The sequence below is a fragment of the Sanguibacter keddieii DSM 10542 genome, from assembly GCF_000024925.1.
GTDB classification, from domain to species: Bacteria; Actinomycetota; Actinomycetes; order Actinomycetales; family Cellulomonadaceae; genus Sanguibacter; species Sanguibacter keddieii.
The window spans coordinates 105,781-132,626 of the sequence record NC_013521.1 but is presented as its reverse complement, the minus strand read 5'-3'; the positions used below and the strand labels follow the sequence as shown (position 1 = coordinate 132,626).

General features: G+C 71.0%; 25 protein-coding genes. 9 read left to right on the top strand and 16 right to left on the bottom strand.

Annotated elements, in window-relative coordinates; translation table 11 throughout:
- Positions 1 to 44: 44 nt before the first annotated feature.
- From SKED_RS00605 to SKED_RS00595, 3 genes are all read right to left on the bottom strand, one after another.
- Entirely contained in the window at positions 45 to 3,188 is a 3,144-nt protein-coding gene (locus SKED_RS00605) for an AAA family ATPase (protein WP_012865168.1), read from the bottom strand.
- Position 3,189: 1 nt separating this feature from the next.
- Positions 3,190 to 4,374 (bottom strand): exonuclease SbcCD subunit D, encoded by a 1,185-nt coding sequence (locus SKED_RS00600; RefSeq protein WP_012865167.1) that lies wholly within the window; start codon positions 4,372 to 4,374, stop codon positions 3,190 to 3,192.
- Between the two features lie 111 nt (positions 4,375 to 4,485).
- On the bottom strand, positions 4,486 to 4,860 hold the full coding sequence (locus SKED_RS00595) for an STAS domain-containing protein (RefSeq protein ID WP_012865166.1): 375 nt from the start codon (positions 4,858 to 4,860) through the stop codon (positions 4,486 to 4,488).
- Between the two features lie 272 nt (positions 4,861 to 5,132).
- Between SKED_RS00595 and SKED_RS00590 the strand changes: the two genes are divergently transcribed.
- Complete coding sequence (locus tag SKED_RS00590; RefSeq protein WP_042437640.1) at positions 5,133 to 5,609, top strand: hypothetical protein; 477 nt, start codon at positions 5,133 to 5,135, stop codon at positions 5,607 to 5,609.
- Here SKED_RS00590 and SKED_RS18760 read toward each other — a convergent pair.
- Positions 5,598 to 6,146: a barstar family protein gene (locus tag SKED_RS18760; protein WP_012865164.1), complete on the bottom strand. Its 549-nt coding sequence runs from the start codon at positions 6,144 to 6,146 to the stop codon at positions 5,598 to 5,600. The genes SKED_RS00590 and SKED_RS18760 overlap by 12 nt on opposite strands.
- 46 nt (positions 6,147 to 6,192) lie before the next feature.
- Positions 6,193 to 7,215: an acetylxylan esterase gene (locus tag SKED_RS00580; protein WP_012865163.1), complete on the bottom strand. Its 1,023-nt coding sequence runs from the start codon at positions 7,213 to 7,215 to the stop codon at positions 6,193 to 6,195.
- 246 nt (positions 7,216 to 7,461) lie between these two features.
- On the opposite strand from SKED_RS00580, the gene SKED_RS20195 reads away from it, so the two are divergent.
- Complete coding sequence (locus SKED_RS20195; RefSeq protein ID WP_012865162.1) at positions 7,462 to 7,611, top strand: hypothetical protein; 150 nt, start codon at positions 7,462 to 7,464, stop codon at positions 7,609 to 7,611.
- A gap of 142 nt (positions 7,612 to 7,753) precedes the next feature.
- Here SKED_RS20195 and SKED_RS00575 read toward each other — a convergent pair whose 3' ends face one another.
- Positions 7,754 to 8,464, bottom strand: coding sequence for an NUDIX domain-containing protein (locus tag SKED_RS00575; RefSeq protein WP_012865161.1), 711 nt, complete (start codon positions 8,462 to 8,464; stop codon positions 7,754 to 7,756).
- Positions 8,465 to 8,512: 48 nt separating this feature from the next.
- On the opposite strand from SKED_RS00575, the gene SKED_RS00570 reads away from it, so the two are divergent.
- Positions 8,513 to 9,271 carry a DeoR/GlpR family DNA-binding transcription regulator gene (locus tag SKED_RS00570; protein ID WP_012865160.1) on the top strand — a complete coding sequence of 253 codons (759 nt, stop codon included), beginning with the start codon at positions 8,513 to 8,515 and terminating at the stop codon, positions 9,269 to 9,271.
- Positions 9,272 to 9,307: 36 nt separating this feature from the next.
- Here the strand turns inward: SKED_RS00570 and SKED_RS00565 are convergent, their stop codons facing one another.
- Positions 9,308 to 11,059, bottom strand: coding sequence for an ABC-F family ATP-binding cassette domain-containing protein (locus SKED_RS00565; RefSeq protein ID WP_012865159.1), 1,752 nt, complete (start codon positions 11,057 to 11,059; stop codon positions 9,308 to 9,310).
- A gap of 281 nt (positions 11,060 to 11,340) precedes the next feature.
- Here SKED_RS00565 and SKED_RS00560 point away from each other — a divergent pair, with 281 nt between their 5' ends.
- From SKED_RS00560 to SKED_RS00545, 4 genes are all read left to right on the top strand, one after another.
- Positions 11,341 to 11,706 carry a hypothetical protein gene (locus tag SKED_RS00560; protein ID WP_012865158.1) on the top strand — a complete coding sequence of 122 codons (366 nt, stop codon included), beginning with the start codon at positions 11,341 to 11,343 and terminating at the stop codon, positions 11,704 to 11,706.
- A gap of 77 nt (positions 11,707 to 11,783) precedes the next feature.
- Entirely contained in the window at positions 11,784 to 12,359 is a 576-nt protein-coding gene (locus tag SKED_RS00555) for a GTP-binding protein (RefSeq protein ID WP_012865157.1), read from the top strand.
- Positions 12,356 to 12,742 (top strand): roadblock/LC7 domain-containing protein, encoded by a 387-nt coding sequence (locus tag SKED_RS00550; protein WP_012865156.1) that lies wholly within the window; start codon positions 12,356 to 12,358, stop codon positions 12,740 to 12,742. The genes SKED_RS00555 and SKED_RS00550 overlap by 4 nt, the downstream gene beginning before the upstream one ends.
- Before the next feature lie 114 nt (positions 12,743 to 12,856).
- On the top strand, positions 12,857 to 13,336 hold the full coding sequence (locus SKED_RS00545; protein WP_143755605.1) for a hypothetical protein: 480 nt from the start codon (positions 12,857 to 12,859) through the stop codon (positions 13,334 to 13,336).
- Positions 13,337 to 13,394: 58 nt separating this feature from the next.
- Here SKED_RS00545 and SKED_RS00540 read toward each other — a convergent pair whose 3' ends face one another.
- Positions 13,395 to 13,856: an aminoacyl-tRNA deacylase gene (locus SKED_RS00540; RefSeq protein ID WP_012865154.1), complete on the bottom strand. Its 462-nt coding sequence runs from the start codon at positions 13,854 to 13,856 to the stop codon at positions 13,395 to 13,397.
- A gap of 492 nt (positions 13,857 to 14,348) precedes the next feature.
- Between SKED_RS00540 and SKED_RS00535 the strand changes: the two genes are divergently transcribed.
- Positions 14,349 to 17,504 (top strand): RHS repeat-associated core domain-containing protein, encoded by a 3,156-nt coding sequence (locus tag SKED_RS00535; RefSeq protein ID WP_245534626.1) that lies wholly within the window; start codon positions 14,349 to 14,351, stop codon positions 17,502 to 17,504.
- A gap of 481 nt (positions 17,505 to 17,985) precedes the next feature.
- Here the strand turns inward: SKED_RS00535 and SKED_RS18750 are convergent, their stop codons facing one another.
- The 8 genes from SKED_RS18750 to SKED_RS00500 all read right to left on the bottom strand — a co-directional run bounded on the left by SKED_RS18750 (position 17,986) and on the right by SKED_RS00500 (position 25,697).
- Complete coding sequence (locus SKED_RS18750; RefSeq protein ID WP_052293853.1) at positions 17,986 to 18,603, bottom strand: hypothetical protein; 618 nt, start codon at positions 18,601 to 18,603, stop codon at positions 17,986 to 17,988.
- A gap of 487 nt (positions 18,604 to 19,090) precedes the next feature.
- On the bottom strand, positions 19,091 to 19,384 hold the full coding sequence (locus SKED_RS18745) for a hypothetical protein (RefSeq protein WP_052293852.1): 294 nt from the start codon (positions 19,382 to 19,384) through the stop codon (positions 19,091 to 19,093).
- Between the two features lie 154 nt (positions 19,385 to 19,538).
- Positions 19,539 to 19,922: a D-ribose pyranase gene (gene rbsD, locus SKED_RS00525; RefSeq protein WP_012865151.1), complete on the bottom strand. Its 384-nt coding sequence runs from the start codon at positions 19,920 to 19,922 to the stop codon at positions 19,539 to 19,541.
- Positions 19,919 to 21,004, bottom strand: coding sequence for a ribokinase (locus tag SKED_RS00520; protein ID WP_245534596.1), 1,086 nt, complete (start codon positions 21,002 to 21,004; stop codon positions 19,919 to 19,921). The genes rbsD and SKED_RS00520 overlap by 4 nt, the downstream gene beginning before the upstream one ends.
- Entirely contained in the window at positions 21,001 to 21,960 is a 960-nt protein-coding gene (locus SKED_RS00515) for a substrate-binding domain-containing protein (RefSeq protein WP_012865149.1), read from the bottom strand. The genes SKED_RS00520 and SKED_RS00515 overlap by 4 nt, the downstream gene beginning before the upstream one ends.
- Positions 21,961 to 22,060: 100 nt before the next feature.
- Positions 22,061 to 23,071, bottom strand: a complete 1,011-nt coding sequence (locus SKED_RS00510) for an ABC transporter permease (protein WP_012865148.1) — start codon at positions 23,069 to 23,071, stop codon at positions 22,061 to 22,063.
- Entirely contained in the window at positions 23,068 to 24,690 is a 1,623-nt protein-coding gene (locus SKED_RS00505; protein WP_012865147.1) for a sugar ABC transporter ATP-binding protein, read from the bottom strand. The genes SKED_RS00510 and SKED_RS00505 overlap by 4 nt, the downstream gene beginning before the upstream one ends.
- Complete coding sequence (locus SKED_RS00500; protein ID WP_012865146.1) at positions 24,687 to 25,697, bottom strand: LacI family DNA-binding transcriptional regulator; 1,011 nt, start codon at positions 25,695 to 25,697, stop codon at positions 24,687 to 24,689. The genes SKED_RS00505 and SKED_RS00500 overlap by 4 nt, the downstream gene beginning before the upstream one ends.
- A gap of 333 nt (positions 25,698 to 26,030) precedes the next feature.
- Between SKED_RS00500 and SKED_RS20190 the strand changes: the two genes are divergently transcribed.
- Entirely contained in the window at positions 26,031 to 26,798 is a 768-nt protein-coding gene (locus SKED_RS20190; RefSeq protein WP_012865145.1) for a hypothetical protein, read from the top strand.
- The last annotated feature ends 48 nt before the right edge of the window (positions 26,799 to 26,846 follow it).

The window sequence follows — 26,846 nt, the reverse complement described above, 5'->3', positions numbered from 1 at the left end:
GTAGCGCCGGACGGACGCTCGCGGACCTGTGTCCGGTCGTCGGTCTAGCCCGCGCGGACCGTGAGGGTGCTGGACCCGTCGGGCAGCCGTCGGACGCTGATGCCGTCAGCGACGGTCTGCTTGAGCGCCTCGACGTGGGAGACCACGCCGACGACGCGTCCCCCGGCGCGCAGGCCTCCGAGGACGGCGAGCACCGCGTCGAGGGTCTCGGGGTCGAGCGACCCGAAGCCTTCGTCGACGAACAGCGTCCCGAGGTCGATGCCCCCGGCCTCTGCGGTGACGACGTCGGCCATGCCGAGGGCGAGGCACAGCGAGACGTAGAAGGTCTCGCCGCCGGAGAGCGTGCGCGGGTCGCGGGCCGTCTCGGTGCTGTGGTCGAGGACGCGCATGGCGAGCCCGGTCTTGCGGGTGCCGACGTCCTCCTTGTCGTCGCTGCGCAGCAGCTCGTAGCGACCGTCGGACATCGTGACGAGGCGTTCGTTCGCGGCGGCGACCACGTCCTCGAAGCGGCGCATGAGCACGAAGGTCGTGAGGGTCAGCGACCGCGCGTTGTCCGAGGACGCACCGGTCGCCAGGTCAGCCATGCGGATGACGGACTCGGTCGTGTCGCGCACCGTGTCGAGGGCGACCACGGCGTCGGCGAGCTGGCGGGCGCCGCGCTCCATGTCGGCGGCGCGCTGCGCGGCGAGCACCGCTCGCGCGCTGACCTGCTGGGCCGCCTCCTCGGCCTCGGCGGCGGCGGTCCGGAGCGCCTCGAGGTCGACGTCGACGACGTCGGGGAGCGCGGTGACCGCGGGGTCGTCGAGGCCTCGGGCGACGCGGTCCTGGGCCGACCGGTGCTCCGACACCCGCGCCTCGACGGCGACGAGCTCGCGGCGGTCGAGCCAGGCGTCCCGGACGGCCTGGGGAGAGTCGAGGTCGTGCTGCTCGAGGGCGTCGGCACGCTCGCCCTCGCGCTGGGCGAGGGACCGGACCGCGGCGTCGACCGCGTCGCAGGCGTGGAGGACCGCTCGGGCGGCCTCGACCCGGCGCTCGAGGACCGTGACCACCTGCGCGACGGTCACGTCGTCGTCGGTGCCGACGACGTCCTGGTGCTCGGTGCGCGCGAGGTCGACCTCCTTCTCGTCCGCCGCGATCGCCGTGCCGTCGTGCTCGAGGCGCGCCTGGTCGGCGGCGACCTGCTCGGCGAGGCGGGTCCGGGCGGCCTCGCGGCGCGCGGTCTCGGCGTCGTAGGCCGACAGGGCGCCCTCCGCGGCGACAGCCGACGCCGCAGCGGTCTCGGCCTCGCGGAGACCGGTGCGTGCTGCGACGAGGTCGGCCGCGACAGCCTCGGGGTCTGCGCCGTCGAGCAGGGTGTCCTGCGCCGCGACCCGCTCGACGAGGCCGGTCACGGTCTCTGCGGCTGCGGCGAGGGCCTTCTCGGCGGTCTGGCGCGCGGCCTCGGCTGCCTCGACGACCTCCCGACCGACGTGGTCGTCTCCGCGCTCTGCGGGGGCCGGGTGCTCGGTCGCCCCGCACACCGCGCAGGGGGCTCCGTCGACAAGGTCGGCGGCCAGCTCGCCGGCGATCCCCTCGATCCACCGCCGACGCTGCTCGCGCTCGTGCTCCACGGCGCGCGTCGCCAGCGCGGCGGCCTCGGTACGCTCTGCGGTCGCCTCCTCGAGCTGCCGGGCCAAGGCGTCGCGACGGGCGAAGGTCTCGGTCGTCGCGAGCGCGCGTCGCTCGCGGTCCCGGAAGATGTCCGCCTGGGCCGCCAGCGCGCGGGCCTCGTCGCGCTGGGACTCGAGGGCTGCGCGGCCTGCGGGCCGCTCGGTGATCTCGGCGGCCGACGCCTCGAGCGCCGTCCGTGCCTCGTCGAGGGCGACGACAGCCTGCTCACGTCGTTCCCGACGAGCGGGCAGGCCGTCCTCGAGCCGGGCGACCCGGGCGAGGAGGACCACCTGCGCGGCATCGGCCGCGCGGCGTCCTTCGAGCGCGGAGCGGTCTGCGGCGGCGGCGTCCTGTGCGGCGGTGAGCGCCTCGTCGGGCTGCGCTGCGGAGCGCTCGGACCAGTCGAGCAGTGCCAGCCCGGCGAGCGACGGGAGCTCTCCGAGGGCTCCGGTCGCCGCGTCGAGCGCGGTGCCGAGGGTGCGCGACGCCTCGCCGACCCCGCGACGCGCGGCAGCCTCGGCGTCGAGGGTGGGCATGACGACGCTGGCCCGGCGCGCGGCGTCGAGCCTCACCCCGAGGGCGGCGACCTCGTCGGCGGACGCGGCGAGCTGCTGGGCCTCGAGGCGCAGGGCATCCCGTCGAGCGGCGACCTCGAGCGTCTGTCGCCCGGTGTCGACGGCCTGCCGCCGGGCCTCGTGCACCTGCCGGACGGCGGTCGCGTCGACCTCGAGGTGCCGCGCGGTCTCGGTGAGCTCGTGGGCGTGCTCGGCGGCGAGCTTGCCGACGTGCTCGGGCGGTGCGGTCCGCAGCGCCTCGGCGTCATCGGGGTCGAGGGACGAGGTGGCGAGGAAGGTCTCGAGGGACACCTGTACCGCTGACCGGGCAGCCTTGAGCTGCTGGTCGGCGGTCTTGCGCATGGTGACGAGCGCGGCCTCGGCGCGGTCGTAGAGCTCGGTGCCGAAGACCTTCTGCAGGAGGCCCTTGCGGTCCTCGGGCTTGGACCGGAGGAAGCTGGCGAACTCGCCCTGCGGCAGCACGATCGTCTGGACGAACTGGGCGCGGTCGAGGCCGACGGCGCGCTGGATCTCGAGCCCGACCTCGTCGAGGCGGGTCGAGCGGAGCTCGCCGACGTCGCCGGGCTCGCCCAGCCCCGCGCCCGCGACGACAGCGTCGCTCGGCAGGCGCCAGAGCTTGACGCTCGCCTGCTGCTTGGTCGTGCCCTCGCCCCGTTTCTTGGCGCGCTGGCGCTCGGGGGTCCGCAGCACCCGGAACACCCCTGCTGCGGTCTCGAAGGTGAGGTCGACGAAGGAGTCGGTCGAGTCGTCGGCGTAGGCCGACCGGAGCCTGTCGTCGCTCGTCGCGGCGGAGGCCACCTTGCCGTAGAGGGCGAAGACCACGGCGTCGATGAGGGTGGACTTGCCCGCGCCGGTCGGGCCCTCGAGCAGAAAGATCCCGGAGGCGGCCAGCGCGGAGAAGTCGACGGTGTGACGGCCGGCGAAGGGGCCGATCGCCTGGAGGGTCATGGAGTGCAGCTGCATGTCAGGCGCTCCGCTCTGCCGCGGCGGCCGTCTCGAAGGCGTGCCGGAGTGCCGCCGACTCGCGGACGTCGGGCTGCGCCCCGGTCACGTGCGCGACGAAGTCTGCGGCGACGACCAGCGGGTCGCTCGCTGTCGTGACGGCGAGGGTGAGCGACTCGCGGGCGGACCGCTCAGGGGGTCGGTGCGCCATGGCCAGGACGTGCGGGAAGCGCGCCTTGAGCCGTGCGTTCATTTCACGCGGTCGCGCGGGGTCGGTGACGGTGACGCGGACCCAGTCGTCGACGTGCGCCTCGCCAGCTGCGCCGAGCAGGTCGTCGAGCGACCCGCTCACCTCGCTGAGGCGGCGGGGTACGGGAGCGGGGACGAGCTGAGGCTCACCGACGACACCGTCCGGCCCGAGGTCGACGAGGGCGGTCGACTTGCGCTGCCGCATCTCGGAGAACGAGTACGCGAGGGGCGAGCCGGAGTACCGGCCTACGGTCCCGCCGCCCGTCGCGACGCGCTGCGCGCCGTGCAGGTGGCCGAGGGCGACGTAGTCGACACCCTCGAGGACGGCTGCCGGCACGGTGTCGACGCCGCCGACGCGGATGTCCCGCTCGGACTCGGAGGCCTCGCCGCCGACGACGAAGGCGTGCGCCACCACGAGCGAGCGCGGACGGGCCGACACCGTCGCACCACGAGCGGCGAGGTCGGCGCGCACCCGGCGCATCGCGGCTCCGGTGACGGCCTCGTGCGACCGGGCGAGCGGCGGCTCGTCCTCCTCGCGGAGCACAGTGCGAGCCGCGTCAGGGTCGAGGTACGGCAGGGCGTAGACGAGGGCAGGGGCGCCGTCGGTCGTCTCGAGCTCGACCGGTCGGCCGATGTCGGCGACCCGCGCCCGGACGTGGACTCCCTCGCGCCACAGCTCGGCGCCGAAGCCCAGGCGGGTCGCCGAGTCGTGGTTCCCGGGGGTCACCACCACCTGGGTGATCTCGGCGAGGCGCGCGAGCGCGGTCGAGAGCAAGGTGACGGCCTCGACCGGGGGGATGGCGCGGTCGTACACGTCGCCGGCCACCACCACGGCGTCGACGGACTCGCTGCGCACGAGCTCGACGAGGTGGTCGAGGTAGGCGGCCTGGTGGTCGAGGAGGTCGACGCCGTGCAGGGTCCTGCCCAGGTGCCAGTCAGAGGTGTGCAGGATCCGCATGCCACGACGGTATCGGCTACCTCCGACAGGTCAGGTGCGCCACGTCGAGGTGGGGACGAGCTCGACGTGGCGCCCCCTGTGGACGGCTCGCGTCGGGGAGGACCGGCGGGCTCAGGCCCCGGCCGCGAGGTCGGACGACGCCGACCGGCGGACCTGGAACTCGTCACCCATGCCGAGCACGCCGATGAGCTCGAGCAGGTTGTCCGAGGGGTCGAGCAGCTCGAGGGGCAGGTCGCTCTCCGAGCAGAGGCGGTGCAGCTGGACCAGGAAGGCGAGGCCGGAGGAGTCGATGAAGGACACCGCACCGACGTCGATGACGACCGGTGCGTTGTGGAGGACGACGGCGACCATGGCCTCGCCGGCCTGGTCGCGGAGCGCGGCGTCGATCTCGCCCGCGAGGGTGACGACGGTGGCCCCGTCGTCGGTGGTGCTCGTGATGCTGGAGGTCGCCCGGTCGAAGGGCGTGCCTGTGGGAGTGTCGATCATGGTCTTCCTGCCTCGTCCTGCTGTGCCGGGCACGCCGCAGCACTGGGGGTCAGCGCCGTCGGAATCCCCGAGCAAGGGTGTCACACGAAGATAACGACGACCACCGACGCCCGCACGCGGATCTGGCCCTACGAGGCCGATCTCTCACGTGACCTGCACCTTCTCGCCCGAGATGGCTCGACGACCCCCGACGACGCCGGATCACCCGGCGAGATGGTGAATCTTCGGTGTGGTCCCAGGCGGCACTCAGCAAGATGATGCAGAATCGTGACATGACGTCGAAGACGACGCGGATCGCAGCCGCCAGCCTCCTTGCGCTCACCCTGCCTCTGGTGCAGGGCACCGCCGCGCACGCCGAGGTGCGACCGGCCACCATCGTCCCGGTCCGCTCCCAGACCGAGGTCGTCACCCGTGACATCACGCTCGCCGCCGTCGTGAGCCTGTCGCTCCCCGCCACGGTCCGTGTGCAGGTCGACAGCGCGATCATGTCCGCGCAGGCCGCCACCTCTGCGGCGCAGTCGGCCATCACGGCCGTCGACACCGCCGACGCCTTCTCGTTGTGGACGGCCCAGGCCTCGCTCCAGGACGCCCGCACCGCTCTCGACGCCGCGTCGGCCGAGCTCCGGCACGTGACCTCGACCGTAGCCGGCGTCGACCCCGACGTCAGCGCCGCCCTCGGTGCCCTGCAGACCGACATCGACGTGCTCCGCGGTGTGCGCTCTGGCGACGCGGTCGCCTCAGCCGTCTAGCTGTTGCCGATCCGGCTCAGGGTCGGGCTGGAGGCGCTCGAACTCCGCGCCGAGCGTCGCCCAGAGCTGCTCGACCGAATCGAGCACACCGGTCGGCGCCGCGATCACCACGTGGAACGGGACAGGTGGTCGGTCCCACCACTGCCCCTCCTCGACCGGGCTGTTCCAGACGACGCAGGCATCGCGCATCTCCTCGATGAACCAGCGGAGGACCTTGCGCTCGCTGTCGCAGAGCACCTTGTCCGGCTCGCTGACGATGATGACGATCCCGTCGCGCACCGGGCCCAGGTCCAGGTCCTGGATCACGTCGTGGAAGGCGTCCCTGTTCTTGCCGAAGTAGAGCGGGAACTGCAACGCAGCGGCCGTCTCCCGGAAGAGGTCGGGCTCGGTCCGCATCTCGCCCCCTCGAAGCACCCTCGGGACCATCCCGCGGCGCCCGAGGCGAGCGGCCAGGTCGTCGATCCTCCGGTTCGTCGTGTCGTAGGACAAGAACTTCTGAGAAAGGTCGACCTCTCGCAGGTCGTCGATCGTGGTCATCCGGAAAGGCCTCTCAGCATGAGGAGGGAGCTGTGGTCGCTGGCCGTCAGATCTGCGGACCGGTGCGCAGCCACTCCGCGTACGCGGCGCGCATCAGGCGTTCTTCGCGCTCCTGCTCCGGGTACTCGGAGTGTCCTGCCGTGAGCAGGAGCAGGGACCTCGGGCCGCCGAGGGCGTAGTACACCGAGAGCTGTCCGACGGGCGGCACCACCGGGTCGACCCGGGCTGCCGAGACGAGCACGGGCTGCCGGACCCGGGCAGCGGCGGTCGCCGCGTCGAAGTACGCGACGACGTCGCGCACCGACGGGTCGTCGAGGACCGCGAGCCGCACCGACTCCCCGCTCCCGGCGCACGGGGTCTCGAGGCGTGCCGGGTGGTTGCCGAAGCTCGGGACGTCGAGGCAGGCCGCGGTGACGCGGTCCTCGAGCGGGAGGGCGAGCGCGCCGATGCCCCCGCCGAAGCTCGACCCGGTGAGGTCGACGCGCTGCGCGCCGGGGACCAGCCGGAGCGCGGCGGTCAGGGAGACCCAGGCGTCCTGGACGCACCCGCGGTGGACGTAGGTGTCGCGGTGCGCGATGCCGTGGAGGACGTGCAGGTCACCGGTGGTGGGGATGCCGTCGACGAGCCCCAGGGTCGGCAGCCCGCGCAGCACCGGCGTGAGCTCGGCGGTCTCGGCGAGGTCGAGGGGGTCGTGCGGTCCCTCGGCGCCGCCGTAGCCGTGCAGCCGGACGACCACGCGGCGCACCGGACCCTCGGCGGGCTCGCTGAGCCAGCCGCCGAGCTCGATGCCGTCGGTCGTGCGGAACCGGACGCGCGTCACCACCCGACCGTCCTCGCGGGAGAGCACCTCCACCCGCTCGGCCTGCGGGTCGACGACGAGCGCCTCGTCGCGGGCGACCTGCCAGAACGCGTCGAAGCCGTCCGGGCCGCGCAGGACCGCTTCGCCGAGGGGCGGGAAGTCGTCGGCGTCGAAGGCGCCGAGACCCGCCGAGCTCGTCACCGGGACGGGCGTCGGGCTGCTCTCGGTGCTGGTGGTGGGGCTGTGGACGGCGGGCTGTGCAGAGGACACGGACGGGCTCCGGGGGTCGGGTGCTGGTCGTCTCCATGCTGCCACCCTTGTTCCCCGGGCTCCCCACGATCCCGGTCTTGAGCGCCGACCAGCAGATGAGCACGCTCGGAAGGCGCTCCTATCTCTGGTTGCATGGCGTCACGCAAGAAGCACACGAGCCACACCGCAGTCTGACACTGGCCTTCTCGGCCTGCGGTCCCGGCATTGTCGGCAGCCTTGGCTGCCTCGTCCCAGAATGAGGTGAAGATGTACACCCTCGGATACACCTTGATGGTGGTGAGCCTGCTTGCGCTGCTGGTCAGCCTGTTCGCGAGCCGGTCGTGGTCTCGCCCAGTCATCAAGGTGGGTGCGGTGGTCTTCGGCATCGGAGCCGTAGTGCTCCTGACCGGCGGCTGACCAGGCCCGGCCACGGCGGCGCGCGTCTGACGTACCGGACGCACCGGTGCTCACCTCGACAGGATCACGGCGTCGAGCTCGGTGGTGGTAGCGGTGGTGGTTCACTGTCGTCCAGAGGTCCGGCTCCGCCACACCCGGCACTTCACACCCCGAACACGTTCAGCCGGGCCCACTGCAGCAGGATGACGGTCTTGCCGTCGACGATCTCGCCGGTCTCGATCATGGTGAGCGCCTGGTCGAAGGGCAGGGCGAGCACCTCGATGTCCTCGCCCTCCTCGACGACGCCGCCGCCGGGTCCGGTGCGGGTGGCCGCGGTGAACGGTGCGACGTAGAAGTGCAGGCGCTCGGTGACGGACCCCGGGCTCATGTAGAGGTCGAACACGTGGGTGAGGTCACCGACCTCGACGCCGAGCTCTTCGGCGGCCTCACGGCGGATGGCGACCTCGGGCTCGTCGTCGTCGAGTAGGCCTGCCGCGGTCTCGACGAGCATGCCGTCGGGGTGGTCGTTGACGTAGGCGGGGTAGCGCAGCTGGCGGGTGAGCAGGACGGTCCCGGCGGCGAGGTCGTAGAGCAGGATGGTCGCGCCGTTCCCGCGGTCGTAGGTCTCGCGCTGCTGGGTCTCCCAGGTGCCGTCGGAGCGGCGGTGGTCGAAGGTGGTGCGCCGCAGGACGTGCCAGCCGTCGGAGGTGACCTCGACGTCGCGGACCACGACGTCGGGGTTGCGGTCGAGGTCGCGGCCGACCTGGTCGAGGCCGGTGCGGCCGCGTGAGTCGGGGACGTCGACTCCGAGGCGCGACGTTGCGGGCTGTGGCTGCGAACCGAGGAGGGCGGTGTCCTGCTGGTGTGTCGTCATACCGCTAGACTATGGCAGAAACGTGCAACAGTCGGAAGGAACGTGCACATGCTGGTTGCCGAGAGACATGCTCTGCTGCTCGACCGCCTCGCCCGCGACGGTCGGGTGGTCGCGCGCACCGTCGCGCAGGAGCTCGGCCTCTCCGAGGACACCGTCCGCCGCGACCTGCGCGAGCTCGCCGCCGCCGGCCGGTGCCAGCGCGTGTACGGCGGCGCGGTCGCGTCGTCGCCCGCGGTCGCCGACTACACGGCGCGCACGACGCTCGCGACGGAGAGCAAGGAGCGGGTCGGGGCACGGGCTGCCCGGCTCGTCGAGCCCGGGATGACCGTGCTGCTCGACGGCGGCACGACCTGTCTCGCGGTGGTCCGCGCGCTGCCCCGCGACCTGCGGTGCACGGTCGTCACGCACAGCCCGACGGTCGCCGTCGCCCTGCTCCCCTACGAGGACATCGAGGTGCTCGTCCTCGGCGGGCGCCTGTTCCGGCACTCCGCGGTCACCAGCGGCGCCGCAGCCGTCGAGGCCGCGGCAGCCGTGTCCTGCGACCTCTTCCTGCTCGGCGTCACCGGCGTGCACCCCGAGGAGGGGCTCACCACGGGCGACGCCGACGAGGCCGCGATGAAGCGCGCCCTCGCCCGACGCAGCGCCGAGACCGTCGCCCTCGCGAGCGAGGAGAAGGTCGGGGCCGTCTCACGCTTCCGCGTGCTGCCCCTCGAGGAGGTCACCGCGGTGGTCGCGGACACCCAGGACGAGACGACGACCACCCGGCTGCGCGAGCGCGGCGTCACGGTGATCCCCGTCGGCTCCTGACCTCAGGCGCCGACGCACCTCAGCAGCCGACAAGCCTCAGCCGAGCGTCAGCGTCGAGCCCTTCCACGTCCGCCGGAACCACCGGTCGTGCGAGGCCACGACCACGGTCCCGAGCGCCTTCTCCACGGCCTCGCCGAGCTCTTCCGCGAGGGTGAGCGAGATGTGGTTGGTGGGCTCGTCGAGCAGCAGCACCTCGGGCGCCTGCGCCACGAGCATCCCGAGCACCACGCGACGGCGCTGGCCGGTGCTCAGCTCGCGCAGCGGACGGTCGAGGTCCTTGCGGCCCACCAGCCCGAAGGCCGCGAGCGCGTCGGCGGCACCGAGCAGCGTGAACAGCTCGCGCGGGGAGCGCACGTCGTCCTGCAGGTACACGTCCTGCTCGAGGAGCCCGACGCCGACGCCCGGCGCCTGCGTGACTGTCCCCTGCTCGGGGACGAGGTCGCCGGCCAGGACCTGCAGCAGCGTGGACTTGCCGGAGCCGTTGGGCCCGGTGACCAGCAGCTTGGTGCCCGCGGTGAGGTCGAGGGCTGCCAGCTCGAGGCGTCCGGGGACGACGACGTCGCGCAGGGAGAGCACCACGCCGCTGCCGCCGCCGGCCGCCATGCCGTAGCTGCTCGGGCTGAACACGAGCGGGCGGGGAGGGCGCCGCACCTGCGACGCGGTCAGCGTGTCGATGCGCTGCTGCACGTTGCGGACGCGCCGCGAGACCTGCGACTGCACGCGGTCGCCGCGCCTGCCGTAGGCCATCTTGTTGTTGTCGGTGGCATCCCGGGAGTGCGAGACCTTGCGGGCCGTCGTGCCGATGGAGTCCCGGAGGTCGGCGAGCTCGTCCTGCTCCTGCTCGTAGCGGCGCTCCCAGGCCGCGCGCTCGTCGCGCTTGGCCTTGCGGTACTCGCTGTACGCACCGCCGTAGAGCGTCCCGGACACCCCGGCCGCCGTCGGGTCGAGGTCGAAGATCTCGGTGCACACCTCGTCGAGGAAGTCGCGGTCGTGGCTGGCGAGCACCACCGCGCCCGGCATCGCGGCGATCGCTGCGGCGAGGAACCGTGCGGCGTCGTCGTCGAGGTGGTTGGTGGGCTCGTCGAGCAGCAGGGCCGCGGGCTGGCGGATGAGCAGGGCCGCGAGCCCGAGACGGGTGCGCTCGCCGCCGGACATCTGCGCGACGGTCCGCCCGCGGACGTGCTCGATGCCCAGGCCTGCCAGGGTGATCTCGGCGCGGCGGTCGGCGTCCCACACCTCGGCGGCGTCGCTGCGCGCGAGGGCCGTGGCGTAGGCGGCCTCGGCCTCCTCGCGGGCAGCGCGGGCGACCTCCGGGTCGGCACCTGGGGTGTGGTCGCCGGCCGGGGCGTCGTCGTCTGCCGCGGTGAGACTGGCGAGCGCTGCCGCCGCGGCGGCGAGGTCGGTCTCGACCGCACGGACCTCCGCGAGGGCGTCGGCGACCACCTGCTCGACGGTCGCGCTCAGCGGGTACGGGGTCTCCTGGTGCAGGAACCCGAGGTCGTCCGGGCGCACGACCGTGCCGCGGTCGGGCTCCTCCTGGCCGGCGAGGAGGCGCAGCAGCGTCGACTTGCCTACGCCGTTCTCGCCGACGAGGCCTACCCGGTGGCCGGGGGGCACGTCGAGGTCGATGCCGTCGAGGACCGTGCGGTCCCCGTAGGCCAGGGTGACGTCGGCGGCGTGCAGGGTGACGACGCCGGGCTCTCCGTCCGCGAGCGCGGCGAGGTCTGCGGCGTCGGGCGTGGAGGCGCTGCTCGAAGGGGCGCTGGATGGGGGGTGCTGGTGGGTCATGGAGCTCCTGCCCGCAGCGCCGGGCACTCTCGGTGCGGCGCTCGGGTTCGTCGGTCGGTCAGGTCCGGGGCGGCTCAGATCCACATGCCGACAAGTCTGCCCTGCCTGGCGAGCCCTGAGCGACGACTTTTCTGCCCGGTCGGCCGGAGCGGCGGAGACACAGATCACCCGTAAAACTATCTTCTTCAACTAATGCGGCGTCCTCGGCGTCCCGATGAACCTGGTGGACCGGCGCCCGCACCGTGGCGCCCGCTCGACTCCCTCCCCCCCAAGGACATCTCGTGACCACCGTTGACCAGACCCTCACCTCCGCCCTGACGATCGACGGCGCCATGGCCGCAGCGCTCGTCGACTACGAGAGTGGGATGTCCCTCGGCCAGGCCGGGTCCGGTCTCGACCTCGACATCGCCGCCGCGGGCAACACCGACGTGGTGCGCGCCAAGATCCGCACCATGCAGCACCTCGGGCTGAGCGGCCGCATCGAGGACATGCTCATCACGCTCGACACCCAGATCCACATCATCCGCCTGCTCCAGAGCCAGAGCGGCACCGGGCTGTTCCTCTACCTGGTGCTCGACAAGTCGCGCTCGAACCTCGCGATGGCCCGGCGCCAGCTCCTCAACCTCGAGCGCGACCTCGACATCTGACGCCCCCGACCGCCCGACCTGAGGCAGGGCGTCCAGAACCGGCGTCGGCCTCGCCTCTCACGGACCGAGGAGCTCACGTGCTCGCGAGCGCACCCACCAAGATCGTCGTCACCGGACCCTTCGGCGCCGGCAAGACGACCTTCGTCTCGACCCTGTCGCAGGACCCTGTGGTCTCGACCGAGCGGGCGGTGAGCGACGCGACGGCGACGGTGAAGACCTCGACGACCGTCGCGATGGACCACGGCGGTGTGCACGTCGAGCCGCCCGCAGGCGCGCCCTGGCCTGCTCGACGGGTGGGGCTCTTCGGCACGCCGGGGCAGCAGCGCTTCGCCTTCATGTGGGAGATGCTCGCCCGCGACATGGACGGCTACGTGGTGCTGGTCGACGCGAGCCGCGGCGAGAGCGTCACCCAGGCCCGCGGCATCGTGTCGGCCTTCGCGGGTCTCGCGCCGTACGTCCCGCGCCTGGTGCTGGTGAGCCGCTGGTCCGACCCGGCGGGCTCCCGCGCCGACCTCGCCGCCGCGCTCGGCACCCCGGTCCAGTCCCTCATGCGGTGCGACCCCCGGGACCGCGGCGACGCGACCGCGGCCCTCCACGTGCTCCTCGACGGCATGTGGGCCCTCTCCGAACGAAGGAAGCACGAGACCCCATGATCGTCAGACAGCACGCACTCGGCGTCGCGGCCTCGCTGCGCAACGAGATCCCCGGGATCCGGCGGGTCCTCATCGCCCGCACCGACGGGCTGCCCTTCTACGACGACGGCGACGCGTCCCAGCACGACAGCTCGGCGGCCGTGGTCGCGACGGTCCTGGGCATCGCGCAGCAGTCGGGCATGGCCTTCGGTCTCGACGGCCTGGAGATGACCACGGTCCGCGGCCCGGCGGGCTCGATGGTGGTCTACGCGATCGACGACCACCACCTGCTCGCCGTGGTCACCGAGCCCAAGGTGAACCTCGTGCTGCTCGACCGCGTGGTCCTGCGGCTCATCGCCGGGATGCGCGGCGCGAGCACGCAGACGGCGGCGCACGCGTACTGACGCCAGCCGGTCCGCGCCCTGTCCGCCCCGTTCGCGCGGGACGTTCGCGGAACCCTCACCTGCTGCGAACCGGTCGTCCTGCACCGGGGGTCGCGCGTCGGCCACACTATGGTCATGTTCCGCTTCAAGCGCCCCACACGTGCCGCCGTCGCCGCCCTCGGCCTGACCACCGCGCTCACGCTGTCTGCGTGCTCCGACCTGCCCGAGGTGAACATCACCTCCGAGCAGCTGTCGCAGTTCGTCGAGGACGCCAAGTCGCAGGTGCAGACCATCGCCGCCGACGCGCAGACCCTCGGCTCGAGCATCGGAAACCTCCCGGAGAACGTCCGGTCGACCGCGCAGGACGCCATCACCTCGGCGCAGGCCGCCGCCGGGAAGGCGACGGGCGCGCTCGAGGACGCCCAGGCCGAGGGCAGCGACGCACGCCAGAGCCTCGACGACGCGAAGACGGCCCTCGACGACGCGACCACCAAGCTGACCGACCTCAAGGACGCCGCGGGCGAGAACGTCACGCCCGAGGTCCAGAAGGCCATCGACGGCCTGCAGACGCAGATCGACAGCCTCAAGGAGAAGGTCGCCGACGCGACGTCGTAGCCGACGCCGTTGCTGGCAGCTGCTGGGCCGAAGCTGGCGAGCGGCGGTCGCCTGCTGCTCAGGCCGGTTCGGTGACGTCCGCGACGGTGGCGCCGAGCGCCTCGACGGCGGCAAGCCCGTCGACCGTGATGCCGACGCCGTGCGTCCCCGAGCCGAGGGACACCGGGCCGACGACGCGCTCGTCGGCGACCACGGGCCAGGCGTGGGTCGAGCCGAAGGGCGTGATGGTGCCGCGCTCGTAGCCCGTGGCCTCCTTGGCCACGGAAGCGTCCGGCATCGACATCCGCTGGACGCCGAGCAGAGCCCGGAGCTTGGGCCACGAGATGGTGCGGTCCCCGGGGACCAGGACGAACAGGTAGTCGTCCTCGGCGCGGCGCACCACGAGAGTCTTCACGATCCCCGCCGGCGGGACGCCGAGCGCTGCGGCAGCCTCCGCGAGGGACGAGACCTTCCCGATGGTGCGGACGGTGTGCTCGAGGCCCGCAGCCTCGAGCGCGGCTATGGCGCGCTCTCCAGTCATGGGGCCAGCCTATGACTAGCCCCAGGGCTCGTCGTCGTAGTCGGTCGTCCCAACACTCGTCAGCGCGTCACACCTGAACTTGCTCTGGCTCGGCGGTGTGTCGCAACTTGCTGCACAGTTCCATCAGCCAGGACCGCAACCCATGGGTTACGAGACGTCTCGTCCACCGCTTGACCGCCGATCACGCTTCGGCCGCGCCAGGCTCCTCAGAGAGACATCGAACGCGCCGTCTGTGCAATTTCTGGCGGCATGTCAGGCCTCGCGGCAAGCAGGGGCTCCCGGCGAGTGGGAAAGCGCTCTCGCTCGTGGTTCCATGGCACGAACGAACAGCATGCAGAGTCGCAAGTTCAACGTTCAATAAACAGGGGGCAGTAGGTGCGTTCATTTTCAATTACAGCGAGTATTTTGGCCGCGGCGTTGGTGGCGGTGGGCGCGGTGTCGCCAGCTTCGGCTCACCAGGCGACAGCGGGATCCTTTGGACCGGGTGTGGTGATGCAGCCTGAGACCTGGGAGCCGAGCACGGAAGACACAGAGAGCTTCGGTGCGGTTCCCCCGGGTGGTGAGGCGCCTGAAGAGCCGTGGTCGCCTGAGCTCGAAGAGGTTTCTGACCCACAGGCCAGATCAGTACCTACTCCAGGAGCGAACCAGGCGCTGGGCGACACTGGCGCCTACACGTTCCACGAGTTTTTCCTGGATGGCGATGAGGGTGAGCAGGCTATCAAGGTCAACGTCGGGACCGGCAACCTCTTCATCCGGTCGAAGATGGCTGAGCTCGACGGGCCAGGGGTCCCAGCGGTTGCGTACCGGGTCTACAACTCACAGAACGACATCAGCAAGGGATGGATCGGTCCGTGGCGCGAGGATTACGCGATCACGGGCCTGTCTGTCGCCAGTGAGAGAGTGATCTACTTTGATGGCACGGGCGCTCGGTGGGTTTTCGAAGCTGATGGCGATTTGTGGGTCTCGCCGGATGGCGTGAACGCGAGTCTTACGAAGAGCTCCGATGGTTCGTGGGAGCTGTCCTACCACCGCACTGGCGAGATCGTGCGGTTCAACGCGTCGGGCTGGGTCACACACCGTACGGATCGCAACGGAGTTGGACTGACCTATGGGTACGAGCAGGATCGCGTCGTTTCGGTCACTGACGCAGTGGGCAAGAAGATCCGGATGGACTACTTGCCGCTTGGCGGTTCTGGCCGATACGTGCTGGACGGGGTCGAGTCTGCCGGGAGGTTCGTGACTTTCGGACTGGGACTGAACGAACGTGTGGAGTCCGTCAACGAGCAGGGCCTAGACCGCCCGCTCTGGAGGATGACCTACGACAGCAACAACCGCCTGGCGACTCTGACCGACGGTGACAGGTCCATCGGATTCGAATACGACTCGAGCAGCCGCGTGGTGAACGCGACTCAGTCCCGTTCTGGTGAGACGCCCGTGGTCACTGGCTTCGAGTACACCGAGAGTGGGACGACGATCACCGACCCACGGGGGAACCGGTCGAGCTTCGAGGTGGACGATCAGTGGCGTGTCACCAATACGACTGACCAGCTCGACAGGTCCCGCCCCCAGTCGTGGACTCCAAACGGTGACGTCGAGACCGCAACTGACGGGTTCTCGAGCAGCGGTGAGGGCAACGTCACCACGGCCACCTACGACGAGCTGAACAACCAGACCGGTATCACCTTGCCTACTGGGGCCGCCACGCAGGCGCTCTATGCCCAGGGTCCGGGGTGCGAAGATGCACAGTCGGGTAATCCTTACCAGGCGAAATGCTCCGTCGACGCGGCAGGCAACAGCCAGTCGATGATTTACGACCCTGCGGGCAACCTCACGGCTCAGACCGACACCACGCCTGATGGTGTGGCAGCCACGAAGTCGTTCGTCTACGAAGAAGCAGACGGCACGATCTGCGGTGGGGAGGCGGGGCAGATCTGCTCGGCGACCGACGGCAACGGCGGTGTCACGAGCTACTCCTATGCCTCAGGGAATCTCATCGAGGTCGCCCCGCCAGCGCCGCTGGGGTCGACGACGTATACCTACGACGCCATCGGTCGAGTCACCACGGTCGTCGACGGCAACGGGGCAACGACGACCTACGCCTACGACCGTGCGAACCGAGTCGTCTTGACAACATTCGACAACGGTCAGACCCACTCCCAGTCCTGGTCACGATCTGGGTTGCTGCAGTCGGAGTCCGACTCCGCGTCCGGCTCGTCGATCTCGTACGAGTACGACCTGTTGGGCAAGCAGACCCAGCGTTCAATCGACGTGCCGACTGGGGCAGGGATCAACGCCACGGTGAACAACACGTTCGACGCTAACGGCAACCTGCTCTCATCTGACGAGACCGGGGCTGAGGTGGCTTACGTCTACGACGCAGCGAACCAGCTGATCGCTCTGCACCCCGCAGGCGAGAGCTGTTCGACAGACGCGCACCCGGCGGCTGGTTCGGGATGCGTGCGGTACGAGTACGACGAGAACGGCCAGGAGACGTCACGGCTCTTCCCCGGTGGTGCCCGGCAGGACACCGCCCGTGACGCCTCTGGACGCCCCACGCGGATCACGGGACTGACCGCATCCGGCGAAGCCGTTGTCGATGTCGGCTTGAGCTACGCCCAGGATGGTGCCGATCGCGCCTCCGTCCAGGCACGGACGAGCCACCGCGAGCAGGGAATTGCAGACGGTGCAGTCACGACTTACACGTACGACTCTCTGAGCCGCCTGACAGGCGCGGAAGAGATCGTCGACGGCACCGCCTCCGCAGCGTGGTCGTACGCCTACGACCAGGCGGGCAACAGGGTGAGCCAGACGCGTTCGGGCTCCACAGGAGCGAACGAGGGGACGGTCGACTACACCTACAACGCGGCGAACCAGCTGGTCTCTTCCTCGGCCGACACCACGACGTGGACCTATGACGGCGCGGGCAACCAGACCCGCAATGGCATCACTGGTCAGGCCACCACGTACGGAGACCGGCTGCAGGTGACGAAGATCGGAACTAAGACCTACTCGACCTTCGGCCCCGGGAACGATCAACAGCTCAAGGGTGGTTCATCGGACTATCTGACCACCGACACCGGCCTCGTACGCGAGACCAGGGCTGCTGTCATGAAGACCTGGACGCGGTCGGGCGACGGTGATCTCGTCTCGTACACGGGTCCAGAGGCGCACTACTACGTCACCGATCACTTGGGTTCGGTCCTGGGATCCTTCTCGGCGGACGGCGCCTGGGAGGGCGGCTACTCGTACTCGCCCTATGGTGAGCGTCGGTCCACAGCGACAGGCTCGGTGATCACGTCCAACAACCTGCGCTATGTCGGAGGGCTCGAGGACAGCACGAATCTCTACAAGTTCGGGGCTCGCTACTACGATGCGACCTTGGGGCGTTTCACTCAGTTCGATCCGGCAGGGCAGGAAGCGAACCCGTACGGTTACGCCGAGTCGAATCCCATCAACCTGATCGACCCGACTGGAACTGAGGCGCGCTGCTCGAAAACTGGTAGCGCAGTGCTCTGGACCATGGGCGCTATCGGTACTGCGGCCGGATTCGTTGCGGGCGGAGTGCTGGGATCCGCCCCAGGGGCGCTCGCCTTCTCAACTACCATCGCATCGACCATTGGTGGCGCCGGCTGCCTCGTTGACAAATGAGGTGAACATGTACTACCTCGGGTACATTCTGATGATCGCGAGCTTGATCGCTCTGCTTTCTAGCTTGATCGCTTCTGGTCGAACTTGGTCTCGCCCGATCATGAAAGGCGCCGCCGTTGTCTTCGTCCTCGGCGGAGCCGCCTTGCTGACGCACTACTTGACCGGCAGTTGATGCATGCACTCGCCATGATCGAGCACAACCGATTTCCAGAGAACCTGAATTAGCAGTAGGTAGACATTCGACGACACCTGAGCCCCCTTCTCCCGCGCCGCCCTTTTTGGGCACTTCGAAGAAGGGGGCTCAGGCGTGCAAGCGCTCGAGTCAGGTCCTCTACGCAATATTCGACGAATACTTCGTAACCACCGAACACTGAGTCAAGCGCTGTCAATTTGAGCCGCGGCGTGCAGAATGTCACATTTTCTTGTGCCGAGTCGACGACGTCATCTGCGTTCTCCCAAAATGCAACGGAAGGCATTGATGTTACTCGTCGAACTCTGGGTCGTAGAGGTCGCGCTCGGTGATGGCTTCTGCGGTGTCTTGGTCGTGGCGAGCGAGCCAGGCGTGCCAGGTTCGGCGGTGCCTGGCGTAGGTCTTGAGTTGTTGGGCGATGGCTTCGGTGACGCCGATGGCTTCGGCGACGCGGGCGAGCTTGTCGGGGTGGGCGATGAGTCCTTCGGAGGAGCGGTCGAGGAGGCCGTGCGCGCTGACGATATCGACGGCGTCGGAGACGCTCGAGCGTGAGCGACCGAGGACGGCGACGAGGTCGGTGATGGTGTTCGCGCGGTGGAGCTCGAGGGCTTCGAACACCAGGGCTGGGACGTCGCCGAGCTCTCGGAATGCGGGGCGCTTGGCGTGGATGGTGCCGGTGTGCCAGCGCAGGTCTGCAGCTTGGATGTCGGCCGGCAGTGTGAAGGCGTAGGTGTCGGCGTCGCGGCCGTGGGCTGCTTCGATGAGGTCGATCCAGCCGAGGTCGGTGAGGACCTTGAGCTGGGCGGCGACGGTGGTGTGGTCGCTGCCTGTGGCGATGGCGAGGACTCGTACTCCGAAGGAGAAGTAGCGGGTGCCTGTCTTGTGGCCGGCTTCTGCCAGGGCGCGCACGAGCCAACGGATCTTGAGGCCGACTCCCAGGAGCCGGTGGGTCTCGTAGGCAAGGACCGCAGTCGTCCAGGTTCAGATGAACTGGTGCTCGAGGTGAGCGTCTGGAACTTCGCGAGGGGCTGGTGTGGTGCGCCCCGCTAGTGACTTCAGCAGGCTTGTGTTGGATGAGAGGACATGACTGTCGCCTGGTCGTGAGGGGGTTCGTGCCACGAAGGTTTGGGCGTTGTGCCAGTCGGCGCTGATGCGTTGTCGTCGCTTGGCGGCTTCGGGGCGACTGGTGGCGTACATGGCGGCCAGGCCTGGCCAGCGTCCGTCCTCGAGGCGTACGACGACGTCGGCTAGGGCCCAGCCGGCGCGGGTCGCTGCGGTGATGACGGCCATGCGTGCCTCGGAGGGGGACCCGTAGCGGTTAGCGTCGTAGATGCCTTCGCGGGCGATGCGTGTGATGACCGGGCTTAGTGCGCGCACGGTGCCGCTGGGTGCCTGGTCAGGGGTCGCTGGGGTGTCGAGGGGGGAGTGGTTCGCGGGTCTGGGTGGCGTGCCAGGCGGCGATCTGGGGGGCGAGGCGGATGCGCATGGCCTCGACGACGTCGGCGGGGTTGGGGCGGCTGAGGATGTCGAGGGCGCTGGCGAGGGTGGTGACGAGCTGTTGGTGGCCGCCGCTCTTGTGTCGGGAGCCGGGTGTGCGGATGCACCCTGAGCGCGCGGAGCGGTGGGGCGCGGCGTCGATGGTGGGGAAGCGTCGGGCCAGGGCCTCGACGAGTTCGCGTGCTTCGAGCATGCCGAGACGACGGGCAAGAGGGATGTAGATGTGGCTGCCCCCGTTGGGGAAGACGTCTTCGATGACCCGGGCGACGCACTCGATGCGGCCCCGGAGAGCGCGAACCAGGCGCCCGAGGTGTGTACCGGCGACCCTCAGGTTCCTCTCCGACCCCTCAGAAGGGCACCCCGCACCGCAGCCCGACGTTGGCCCACGCCGTCGCCTCGCCCGTGCGGATCACAAGCGCCGCACCGGGAAGCAGGGCCTTGAGGTCCTCGTGCGGGACGAGCTCCGGGCTCAGCCCGCGCTCCTCGAGCCACCCGGCCACGACCGTCCCCGCCGACTCGCTCGCGGCGACCGACCCCTCGACGACGATCTCGTCGAGGACGGCGTCGAGCACCTGCGTGAAGCCCGGCACCCCGGCGACGACCGAGACGTCGACGACCCGTGCGCCTGGCGGGATCGGCGTCCCGCAGTCGACGACGAGCACGAGGTGCCCGTGGCCGAGCCGGGCCAACCCCTCTGCGAGCGCCGGGTTGAGGACCCCCGAGCGCTTCACGACGCGGCCCCGCGGTCGCTGCGGTCGACGTCCTCGACCTCGGGCAGCGCGTCCCCCGCCCAGGGGTAGGACGGCTGCGCGCCGCTCCCCCGCACGGCGTACGCACCGACGCGAGCAGCGAGCCTCGCCGCCTCGACCAGCCCTTCCCCCTCGGACAGCCGATGGGCGAGCGCACCGACGAACGCGTCGCCGGCCCCCGTCGTGTCGACCGCGTCGACGCGCGGCGACGGCACCCGGGTGGTCCCGGACCCGTCGGCGACGAGCGCTCCCCGCGCCCCGACCGTGAGCACCACGGACGGGACGCCGTGCGCGAGCAGCGCGTCGACGACCCGCTGCTCGTCGTCCTCTGCATCCTGCCGCTCACCGTCAGCACCGGTCGCACCGGTCGCACCGGTCGCACCGGTCGCACCAGCATCTCGCTCAGCGATGCCCGACTCCCCGTCGAGCGCCGCGAGCACCAACGCCGCCTCGTGCTCGTTGACGACGAGCGGGTCCGCGGCCAGCAGGACCTCGCGGTCCACGTCGACCACGGGCGCGAGGTTCACGACGAGCCGCCCGCTGGTGTGCCGAGCGGCGGCCTCGATCCCGGTCCTCGGGATCTCGCCCTGCACGACCACCACGGCCGCACCGGCGATCACCGCTGCCCGTGCGTCGACCACCGCACCGTCCACGGACGCGTTCGCCCCGGGGATCACGACGATGGCGTTCTCCCCGTCGGCGGAGACGGTCACCTGCGCGACGCCGGTGGCCCCCTCCACGACAGCCACGGCCTCGAGGTCAACCTCGGCGGCCCGCAGGCCGGCCAGCGCCGGCTCCGCGAACTGGTCCGTGCCGACGGCCCCCACGAGCGTGGTCTGCGCGCCGAGCTGCGCGGCGGCGACGGCCTGGTTGGCCCCCTTGCCGCCGGGCAGCACGTCGAGCGTGCGGCCGAGGACGGTCTCGCCGGGGCGCGGGTGCTGCTCGACCGTGGTGAGCAGGTCGGCGTTGACCGACCCGACGACCACCACACCGGTCCGGCCGTGCGCTGCGGGTGGTCCCCCGGCCACCTCGGGCCGGGGGACGGTGCGGGTGTGCTGTGTCACGACTGGTAGTCCCCCACGTTGTCGACGGTCACGGTCTCGACGGCCACGGGGACCTCGCTGTCGACGGTCTCGCCGGCGAGCACGTCGGCCATGAGCTGGACGGACTGGCGTCCGAGCTCGCGGGGCTGCTGGGCGATGGTCGCCTCGAGGGTGCCGGCCTCGACGGCGGCGAGGCCGTCGTCGGTGCCGTCGAAGCCGACCACGTGGACGTCGTCGCCGGCGCGGGCGCCGAGGGCCTGGATGGCACCGAGGGCCATCTCGTCGTTCTCGGCGAAGATGCCGACCACGTCGGGGTTGGCCTGGAGCAGGTTGGTGGCGACGTCGAGGGCCTGCGCGCGGTCGAAGTTCGCGGTCTGCATGGCCACGACCTCGATGCCCGGGTAGGCGGCGATGCCCTCGGTGAAGCCGGCGCCGCGGTCGCGGCTGGCGGACGTGCCCGGCTGGCCCTGGAGGACGATGACCTTGCCCTCCTCGCCGATGGCGGCGGCGAGCGCGTCGGCCGCCTGGCTCCCGCCGGCGACGTTGTCGCTCGAGACGAGCGAGGTGATCTCGGCGCCGTTCACGGCGCGGTCGACGCCGATGACGGGCAGGTCGCCCGAGAGGGCCGGTGCGACGGCTGCCGCGGCGGCGTCGGAGTCGACGGCGTTGATGAGCAGGCCGCTCGTCCCGGAGGAGACCGCGGAGGCGATCTGGTCGGTCTGCGCGGTCGAGTCGTTCTGGGCGTCGACGACGGTGAGGTCGATGCCGAGCTCGTCGGCGGCCTCCTGGGCGCCGTCGCGCACGTCGACGAAGAACGGGTTGTTGAGGGTGGACAGCGACAGGGTCACGGACTCGCCGGACCCTTCGCCGGAGCCGGCGCCGTCGGTGTCGCCGCGCCCGCAGGCTGCGGTGCCGGCGAGGACGAGGGAGGTGGTCAGGACGGCTGCTGCGAGGCGGCCTCGGGTGGTGAACGTCATCGTTCGCTCCTTGATCAGGGTGAGGGGAACTGCAGGGTGTGGGGAACTGCGGTGGGGGTTGGGTTCAGGGGTGAGTTCAGGGTGGGCCGGTCGGCCGAGGTCAGGTGCGGGTGCCGCGGCGGCGCAGCACGTCGACGAGGACGGCGAGCGCGATGACGAGGCCGATGACGACCTGCTGCCAGAACGACGAGACGCCGAGGACGTTGAGGCCGTTGCGGATGACGGCGAGGATCAGCGCACCGACGAGGGTGCCTGAGGCCCTGCCGACACCGCCGGACAGCGACGCCCCGCCGATGACGACGGCGGCGATCGCGTCGAGCTCGTAGCCCGAGGCGGCCTGCGGCTGGGCGGAGTCGAGGCGTCCGGCGATGAGCATCCCGGCGAGGGCCGCGAACAGCCCGGACAGCGCGAACACGGTGACCAGGACGCGCTTGACGGGGATGCCGGACAGGCGTGCGGCCTCCTCGTTGCCACCGACCGCGTACATCGAGCGGCCGATCACGGTGCGGTTGAGGATCACGGCGGTGACGATGCCGGCGACGGCCAGCACGATGATCGGCACCGGGACACCGAGGACGTCGCTGCCGAGCCAGGAGACCGCGGGCGACGTGCGGATGGGACGGCCGTCGGAGATCACGAGGGTGAGGCCGCGGGCCACCGACAGCATGGCGAGGGTCGCGATGAAGGCAGGCAGCTTCCCGTAGGCGACCGCGAACCCGGAGACGGCGCCGGCCACCAGGCCGGTGAGCAGGCCGCCGACGAGCGCCAGCCACCCGGGCAGGTCCGCGGTGGCGAACATCCAGGCGGAGAGCATCCCGGAGAGCGCCGCCACGGAGCCGACCGACAGGTCGATGCCGCCGGCGACGATCACGAAGGTCATGCCGAAGGCCATCACCGCGATGGTCGAGGCCTGGACGCCGACGTTGAGCAGGTTGCCGTAGGTGAGGAAGTTCGGGGTGAGGATGAACAGCACGAGGCAGAGGACGAGCAGCCCGATGAAGGGCAGCAGCGTCGTGGCCAGCTGGCCCTGGAGGCCGGGCAGCCGCAGTCGGCTCCCACTCGTCGAGGTCGCCGGGGTCTTGGTGGGTGCGGTGGTGCTCGAGCCGCTCATGAGGGGCTCCCTTCGGGTCCGTGGGAGGGGGCGACGTGGTCGTCGTCGTCCGCGTGCTTGACGGCCAGGGCCATCACCTGGTCCTGGGTGGCGGTCGCGGCGGGCAGCTCACCGGTGAGCCGGCCGCCGCTCATCACCAGGACGCGGTCGCTGACGCCCAGGACCTCGGGGAGGTCGCTGGAGACCAGCAGGACGGCGCCGCCGGCGGCGGCGACGGCGTTGATGAGCTCGTAGATCTCGACGCGGGCGCCGACGTCGACGCCGCGGGTCGGCTCGTCGAGCAGCAGCACGCGGGAGCCGGCGAGCACCCAGCGGCCGAAGACGATCTTCTGCTGGTTGCCTCCGGACAGGTCGCGGGCCGCCTGGTCGACGTCGCGCATGCGGATGCGCAGGCGGGACGCGACCTCCTGCGCGCGGCTGCGCTGGCCGCGCCGGTCGGCGAACCCGGCACGGGAGGTCGCGGCGAGCGTCGCGTAGCCGAGGTTCTCGGCGACCGAGGCGTCGAGCACGAGGCCCTGGCCCTTGCGGTCCTCGGGGACGTGGCCGATGCCGGCGGCGACGGCGCTGCCGACCGAGCGTGGCGGCAGCCGCTGCCCGTCGACGTGCACGGTGCCGGCGTCGTAGGGGTCGGCCCCGGCGATGGCGCGGAGCAGCTCCGTGCGGCCGGCGCCGACCAGCCCGGCGACGCCGACGACCTCGCCGGCACGGACCTGCACGTCGATGTCGTGCAGCACGCCGGTCCGGGACAGGCCACGGACGTCGAGCAGGACCTCGTCGCCGGGGGTGTGCGTCCGGCGGGGGTACTGCTCGGTGATGTCGCGGCCGACCATGAGGCGGACCAGCTCGTCCTCGTGCGTGGACGCGGGGACCTCGGCGACGAGGGCGCCGTCGCGCAGGACGCTCACCTCGTCGCCGATCGCGGCGATCTCCTCGAGGTGGTGGCTGATGAACACCATGGCGACGTCGTCGCGCCGGAGCTCTTCGACCACGCCGAACAGCACCTCGGTCTCGCTGCCGGTGAGGGCGGCGGTCGGTTCGTCGAGGATGAGCACGCGGGCGTTGAGGCTCAGCGCCTTGGCGATCTCGACGAGCTGCTGGCGGGCGATGCCGAGCTCGCCGACGGGGGTGTCGAGGCTGACGTCCAGACGGACGCGGTCGAGGGCCTCGCGGGCGAGCCGGCGCATGGTCCGGCGCGACACGAAGCCGCCGCGGGAGGGCAGCCGGCCCATGAGGACGTTCTCGGCCACGGTCATGCTGGGCACGAGGTTGAGCTCCTGGTGGATGGTCGCGATGCCCAGGCGCTCGGCGTCGCGGACGCTCCCCAGGTGCACCGGCTTGCCGTCGACGACCACGCGGCCGCCGTCGGGCTGGTAGATCCCGGACATCATCTTGATGAGCGTGGACTTCCCGGCGCCGTTCTCGCCGAGCAGCACCTGGACGCGGCCCGGGCGGACGTGGACGGTGATGTCCTTGAGGACGTCGACGGGGCCGAAGGACTTCGAGACCGAGTCGAGGGTGAGCACCGGCGCGGGGGCCGGGACGGACGTCCGGCTGCGAGCCGGGCCTGACGCCCGACCGCCAGACGGCTCGCTGGCGGGGACGGGTGCTGCGGCGGTCATGCGCTCCTCCTGGCGGGTCCGGTCGAGGCGCGCTCGACGAGGTTCGAGGCCAGCACGGCCGAGGTGACCGGCTCGCCGGCGAGCAGGTCACGGATCATGGCGACGGCGAGCGCCCCCATGCGGGCGGGGTCGTGCGCGATCACGGTCACCGGCGGGTTCACGAGCCGGAAGGAGTCGATGTCGTCGTAGCCGATCACCGAGACGTCGTCGCCGATGCGCACGCCGCGGTCCTGGCACTCCTGGAGGACGCCGAAGGTCATGAGCGAGTCGGCCGCGACGAGCGCGGTCGGGGCGTCGTCGAGGTCGAGGAGCGCGCGGGCACCGGCGACGCCCGAGGCGACGCGGAAGTCGCCCTGGTAGACGAGCGCCGGGTCGGCGTCGAGGCCTGCCGCGGCGATCGCCTCCCGGTACGCGACGAGGCGCTCGCGCCCGGTCGAGGTCTCCTGCGGTCCGGCGACGAAGCCGACCCGGCGGTGCCCGAGGGCCGCGAGGTGCTCCACGGCCGCGGTGACGCCCGACCGGTTGTCGGAGGTGACGCTCGGGACGTCGACGCCGTCGATGACGCGGTCGACGAACACGACGGGCAGGCCCAGCTTGAGCACGTCGCGTAGCGACCCGGAGCCGTCGCCCTGCGGGGTGACGATGATGCCGTCGACGCGCTGGGACACGAGGAGGTCGAGTGCGTGGTCCTGCTGCTCGGTCGACTCGTCGGCGTTGCAGAGCAGCGTGGCGATGTCGGACTCGAGCGCGGTCTGCGCGACGGTGTGCGCGATCTCGGCGAAGAAGGGGTTGCGGACGTCGGAGAGCAGCACGCCGATGGTGTCGGTGCGGGTGCGGCGCAGCGACCGTGCCTGCGCGTTGGGGCGGAAGCCCATCTCGGAGGCGGCGGCGAAGACCTTCTCGCGAGCCGAGGCGGAGGTGCGGGGGTCCTCGGAGAGGACGCGCGAGACGGTGGCCACCGAGACTCCTGCTCGGGCGGCGACATCGCGGATCGTCGGCGTCGACATGCGGACTCCTCGGTGAGCTCGGTCGTCTGGCGCTGCGGTGCACCAGTCGTGTAATCGTTTCCATGGAACCGATTACATGGAGACTAAGGGGGATCGTCGGAGAGGTCAAGAGGCCCCGGGTCGTGCCTGCTCAGGGGCCCGCCCGGTCATCACCCCGAGACCGAGACCGGCCGTCCCACGCGCGGGTGAAGAACCGCCGTCCCTGCGGCTGAGAGCCTCAGAGCGGCACCTGCATGGGGAGCTCTCCCCTGCTGATCGGCGGGTTCTGGCCGCTCCCGCGACCTAGGGTGAGTCCCAGCCACCCCGACACCCCCCTCACCTGCTGGAGCCCCGATGCGACCGATCTCGCGCCCCGCCACCCTCACCGCCCTCGCCCTCGCGACGGCGCTGACCCTCACCGCCTGCAGCGGCGACGACGCCGGGTCGGACGCGACCCCGTTCTCGGCGGGTGCCGACAGCACTTCCGAGAGCACCACCGAGACGGACCCGGCCGACGCCGAGACCACGGAGGCCGAGGTCACCGAGGAGCCCTCCTCGGAGCCCACGCAGCTCGAGGTCCAGTACGACGTCGCGGCCGTCGAGTTCGGCGAGCCGGGCGCACTGACCAACCCCGGGACCCCGCTCGCCAAGGGCGAGCCGGCCTGGCTGAACCAGACGGCCACCTACGTCGACCAGGAGGTCACCGGCCCGGTCGCGCTGAGCGTCCTGGACGTGCGTGCCCTCGACGCGTCGATCTTCGACCAGTACAGCAACGCCGCGGACTTCGCGGAGTACACCCCGTACGCCATCACGTTCCAGCAGCAGTGGTTCTACGACATCCCCGAGGGCTCTGACCCCGTGACCACGGACCTGTTCCCGCTCATGGAGGACGGCACCGACGCGGAGTACCTCACCGGGCAGTTCGGCTTCGGCGCCGCGAAGAACACCTGCGGGCTCCAGCTCCCCGAGTACGACGAGGAGACCAAGACCCTCGTCTCCTGCATCATCGGCCTCAGCAAGGACCAGCCGATCACGACCGCCATGTACAACGGCGAGAGCTACATGTCGTTCATGGCCTCCCCCGACAACGCGTACTTCACCCAGCCCCTCAGCTGGAGCTGACGCACCCGGTCCGACCAGCGCCGCCCTGCTACCGTTGCCGGGAGAATC

What these genes read in the sequence shown, in the direction of transcription:
- SKED_RS00605 (WP_012865168.1), bottom strand. Translation starts at nt 3,188, where the DNA reads ATGCAGCTGCACTCCATGACCCTCCAGGCGATCGGCCCCTTCGCCGGC.
- SKED_RS00600 (WP_012865167.1), bottom strand. Translation starts at nt 4,374, where the DNA reads ATGCGGATCCTGCACACCTCTGACTGGCACCTGGGCAGGACCCTGCAC.
- SKED_RS00595 (WP_012865166.1), bottom strand. Translation starts at nt 4,860, where the DNA reads ATGATCGACACTCCCACAGGCACGCCCTTCGACCGGGCGACCTCCAGC.
- SKED_RS00590 (WP_042437640.1), top strand. Translation starts at nt 5,133, where the DNA reads ATGACGTCGAAGACGACGCGGATCGCAGCCGCCAGCCTCCTTGCGCTC.
- SKED_RS18760 (WP_012865164.1), bottom strand. Translation starts at nt 6,146, where the DNA reads ATGACCACGATCGACGACCTGCGAGAGGTCGACCTTTCTCAGAAGTTC.
- SKED_RS20195 (WP_012865162.1), top strand. Translation starts at nt 7,462, where the DNA reads ATGTACACCCTCGGATACACCTTGATGGTGGTGAGCCTGCTTGCGCTG.
- SKED_RS00575 (WP_012865161.1), bottom strand. Translation starts at nt 8,464, where the DNA reads ATGACGACACACCAGCAGGACACCGCCCTCCTCGGTTCGCAGCCACAG.
- SKED_RS00570 (WP_012865160.1), top strand. Translation starts at nt 8,513, where the DNA reads ATGCTGGTTGCCGAGAGACATGCTCTGCTGCTCGACCGCCTCGCCCGC.
- SKED_RS00565 (WP_012865159.1), bottom strand. Translation starts at nt 11,059, where the DNA reads ATGACCCACCAGCACCCCCCATCCAGCGCCCCTTCGAGCAGCGCCTCC.
- SKED_RS00550 (WP_012865156.1), top strand. Translation starts at nt 12,356, where the DNA reads ATGATCGTCAGACAGCACGCACTCGGCGTCGCGGCCTCGCTGCGCAAC.
- SKED_RS00545 (WP_143755605.1), top strand. Translation starts at nt 12,857, where the DNA reads ATGTTCCGCTTCAAGCGCCCCACACGTGCCGCCGTCGCCGCCCTCGGC.
- SKED_RS00540 (WP_012865154.1), bottom strand. Translation starts at nt 13,856, where the DNA reads ATGACTGGAGAGCGCGCCATAGCCGCGCTCGAGGCTGCGGGCCTCGAG.
- SKED_RS00535 (WP_245534626.1), top strand. Translation starts at nt 14,349, where the DNA reads ATGCAGCCTGAGACCTGGGAGCCGAGCACGGAAGACACAGAGAGCTTC.
- SKED_RS18745 (WP_052293852.1), bottom strand. Translation starts at nt 19,384, where the DNA reads ATGCTCGAAGCACGCGAACTCGTCGAGGCCCTGGCCCGACGCTTCCCC.
- SKED_RS00515 (WP_012865149.1), bottom strand. Translation starts at nt 21,960, where the DNA reads ATGACGTTCACCACCCGAGGCCGCCTCGCAGCAGCCGTCCTGACCACC.
- SKED_RS00510 (WP_012865148.1), bottom strand. Translation starts at nt 23,071, where the DNA reads ATGAGCGGCTCGAGCACCACCGCACCCACCAAGACCCCGGCGACCTCG.
- SKED_RS00505 (WP_012865147.1), bottom strand. Translation starts at nt 24,690, where the DNA reads ATGACCGCCGCAGCACCCGTCCCCGCCAGCGAGCCGTCTGGCGGTCGG.
- SKED_RS00500 (WP_012865146.1), bottom strand. Translation starts at nt 25,697, where the DNA reads ATGTCGACGCCGACGATCCGCGATGTCGCCGCCCGAGCAGGAGTCTCG.
- SKED_RS20190 (WP_012865145.1), top strand. Translation starts at nt 26,031, where the DNA reads ATGCGACCGATCTCGCGCCCCGCCACCCTCACCGCCCTCGCCCTCGCG.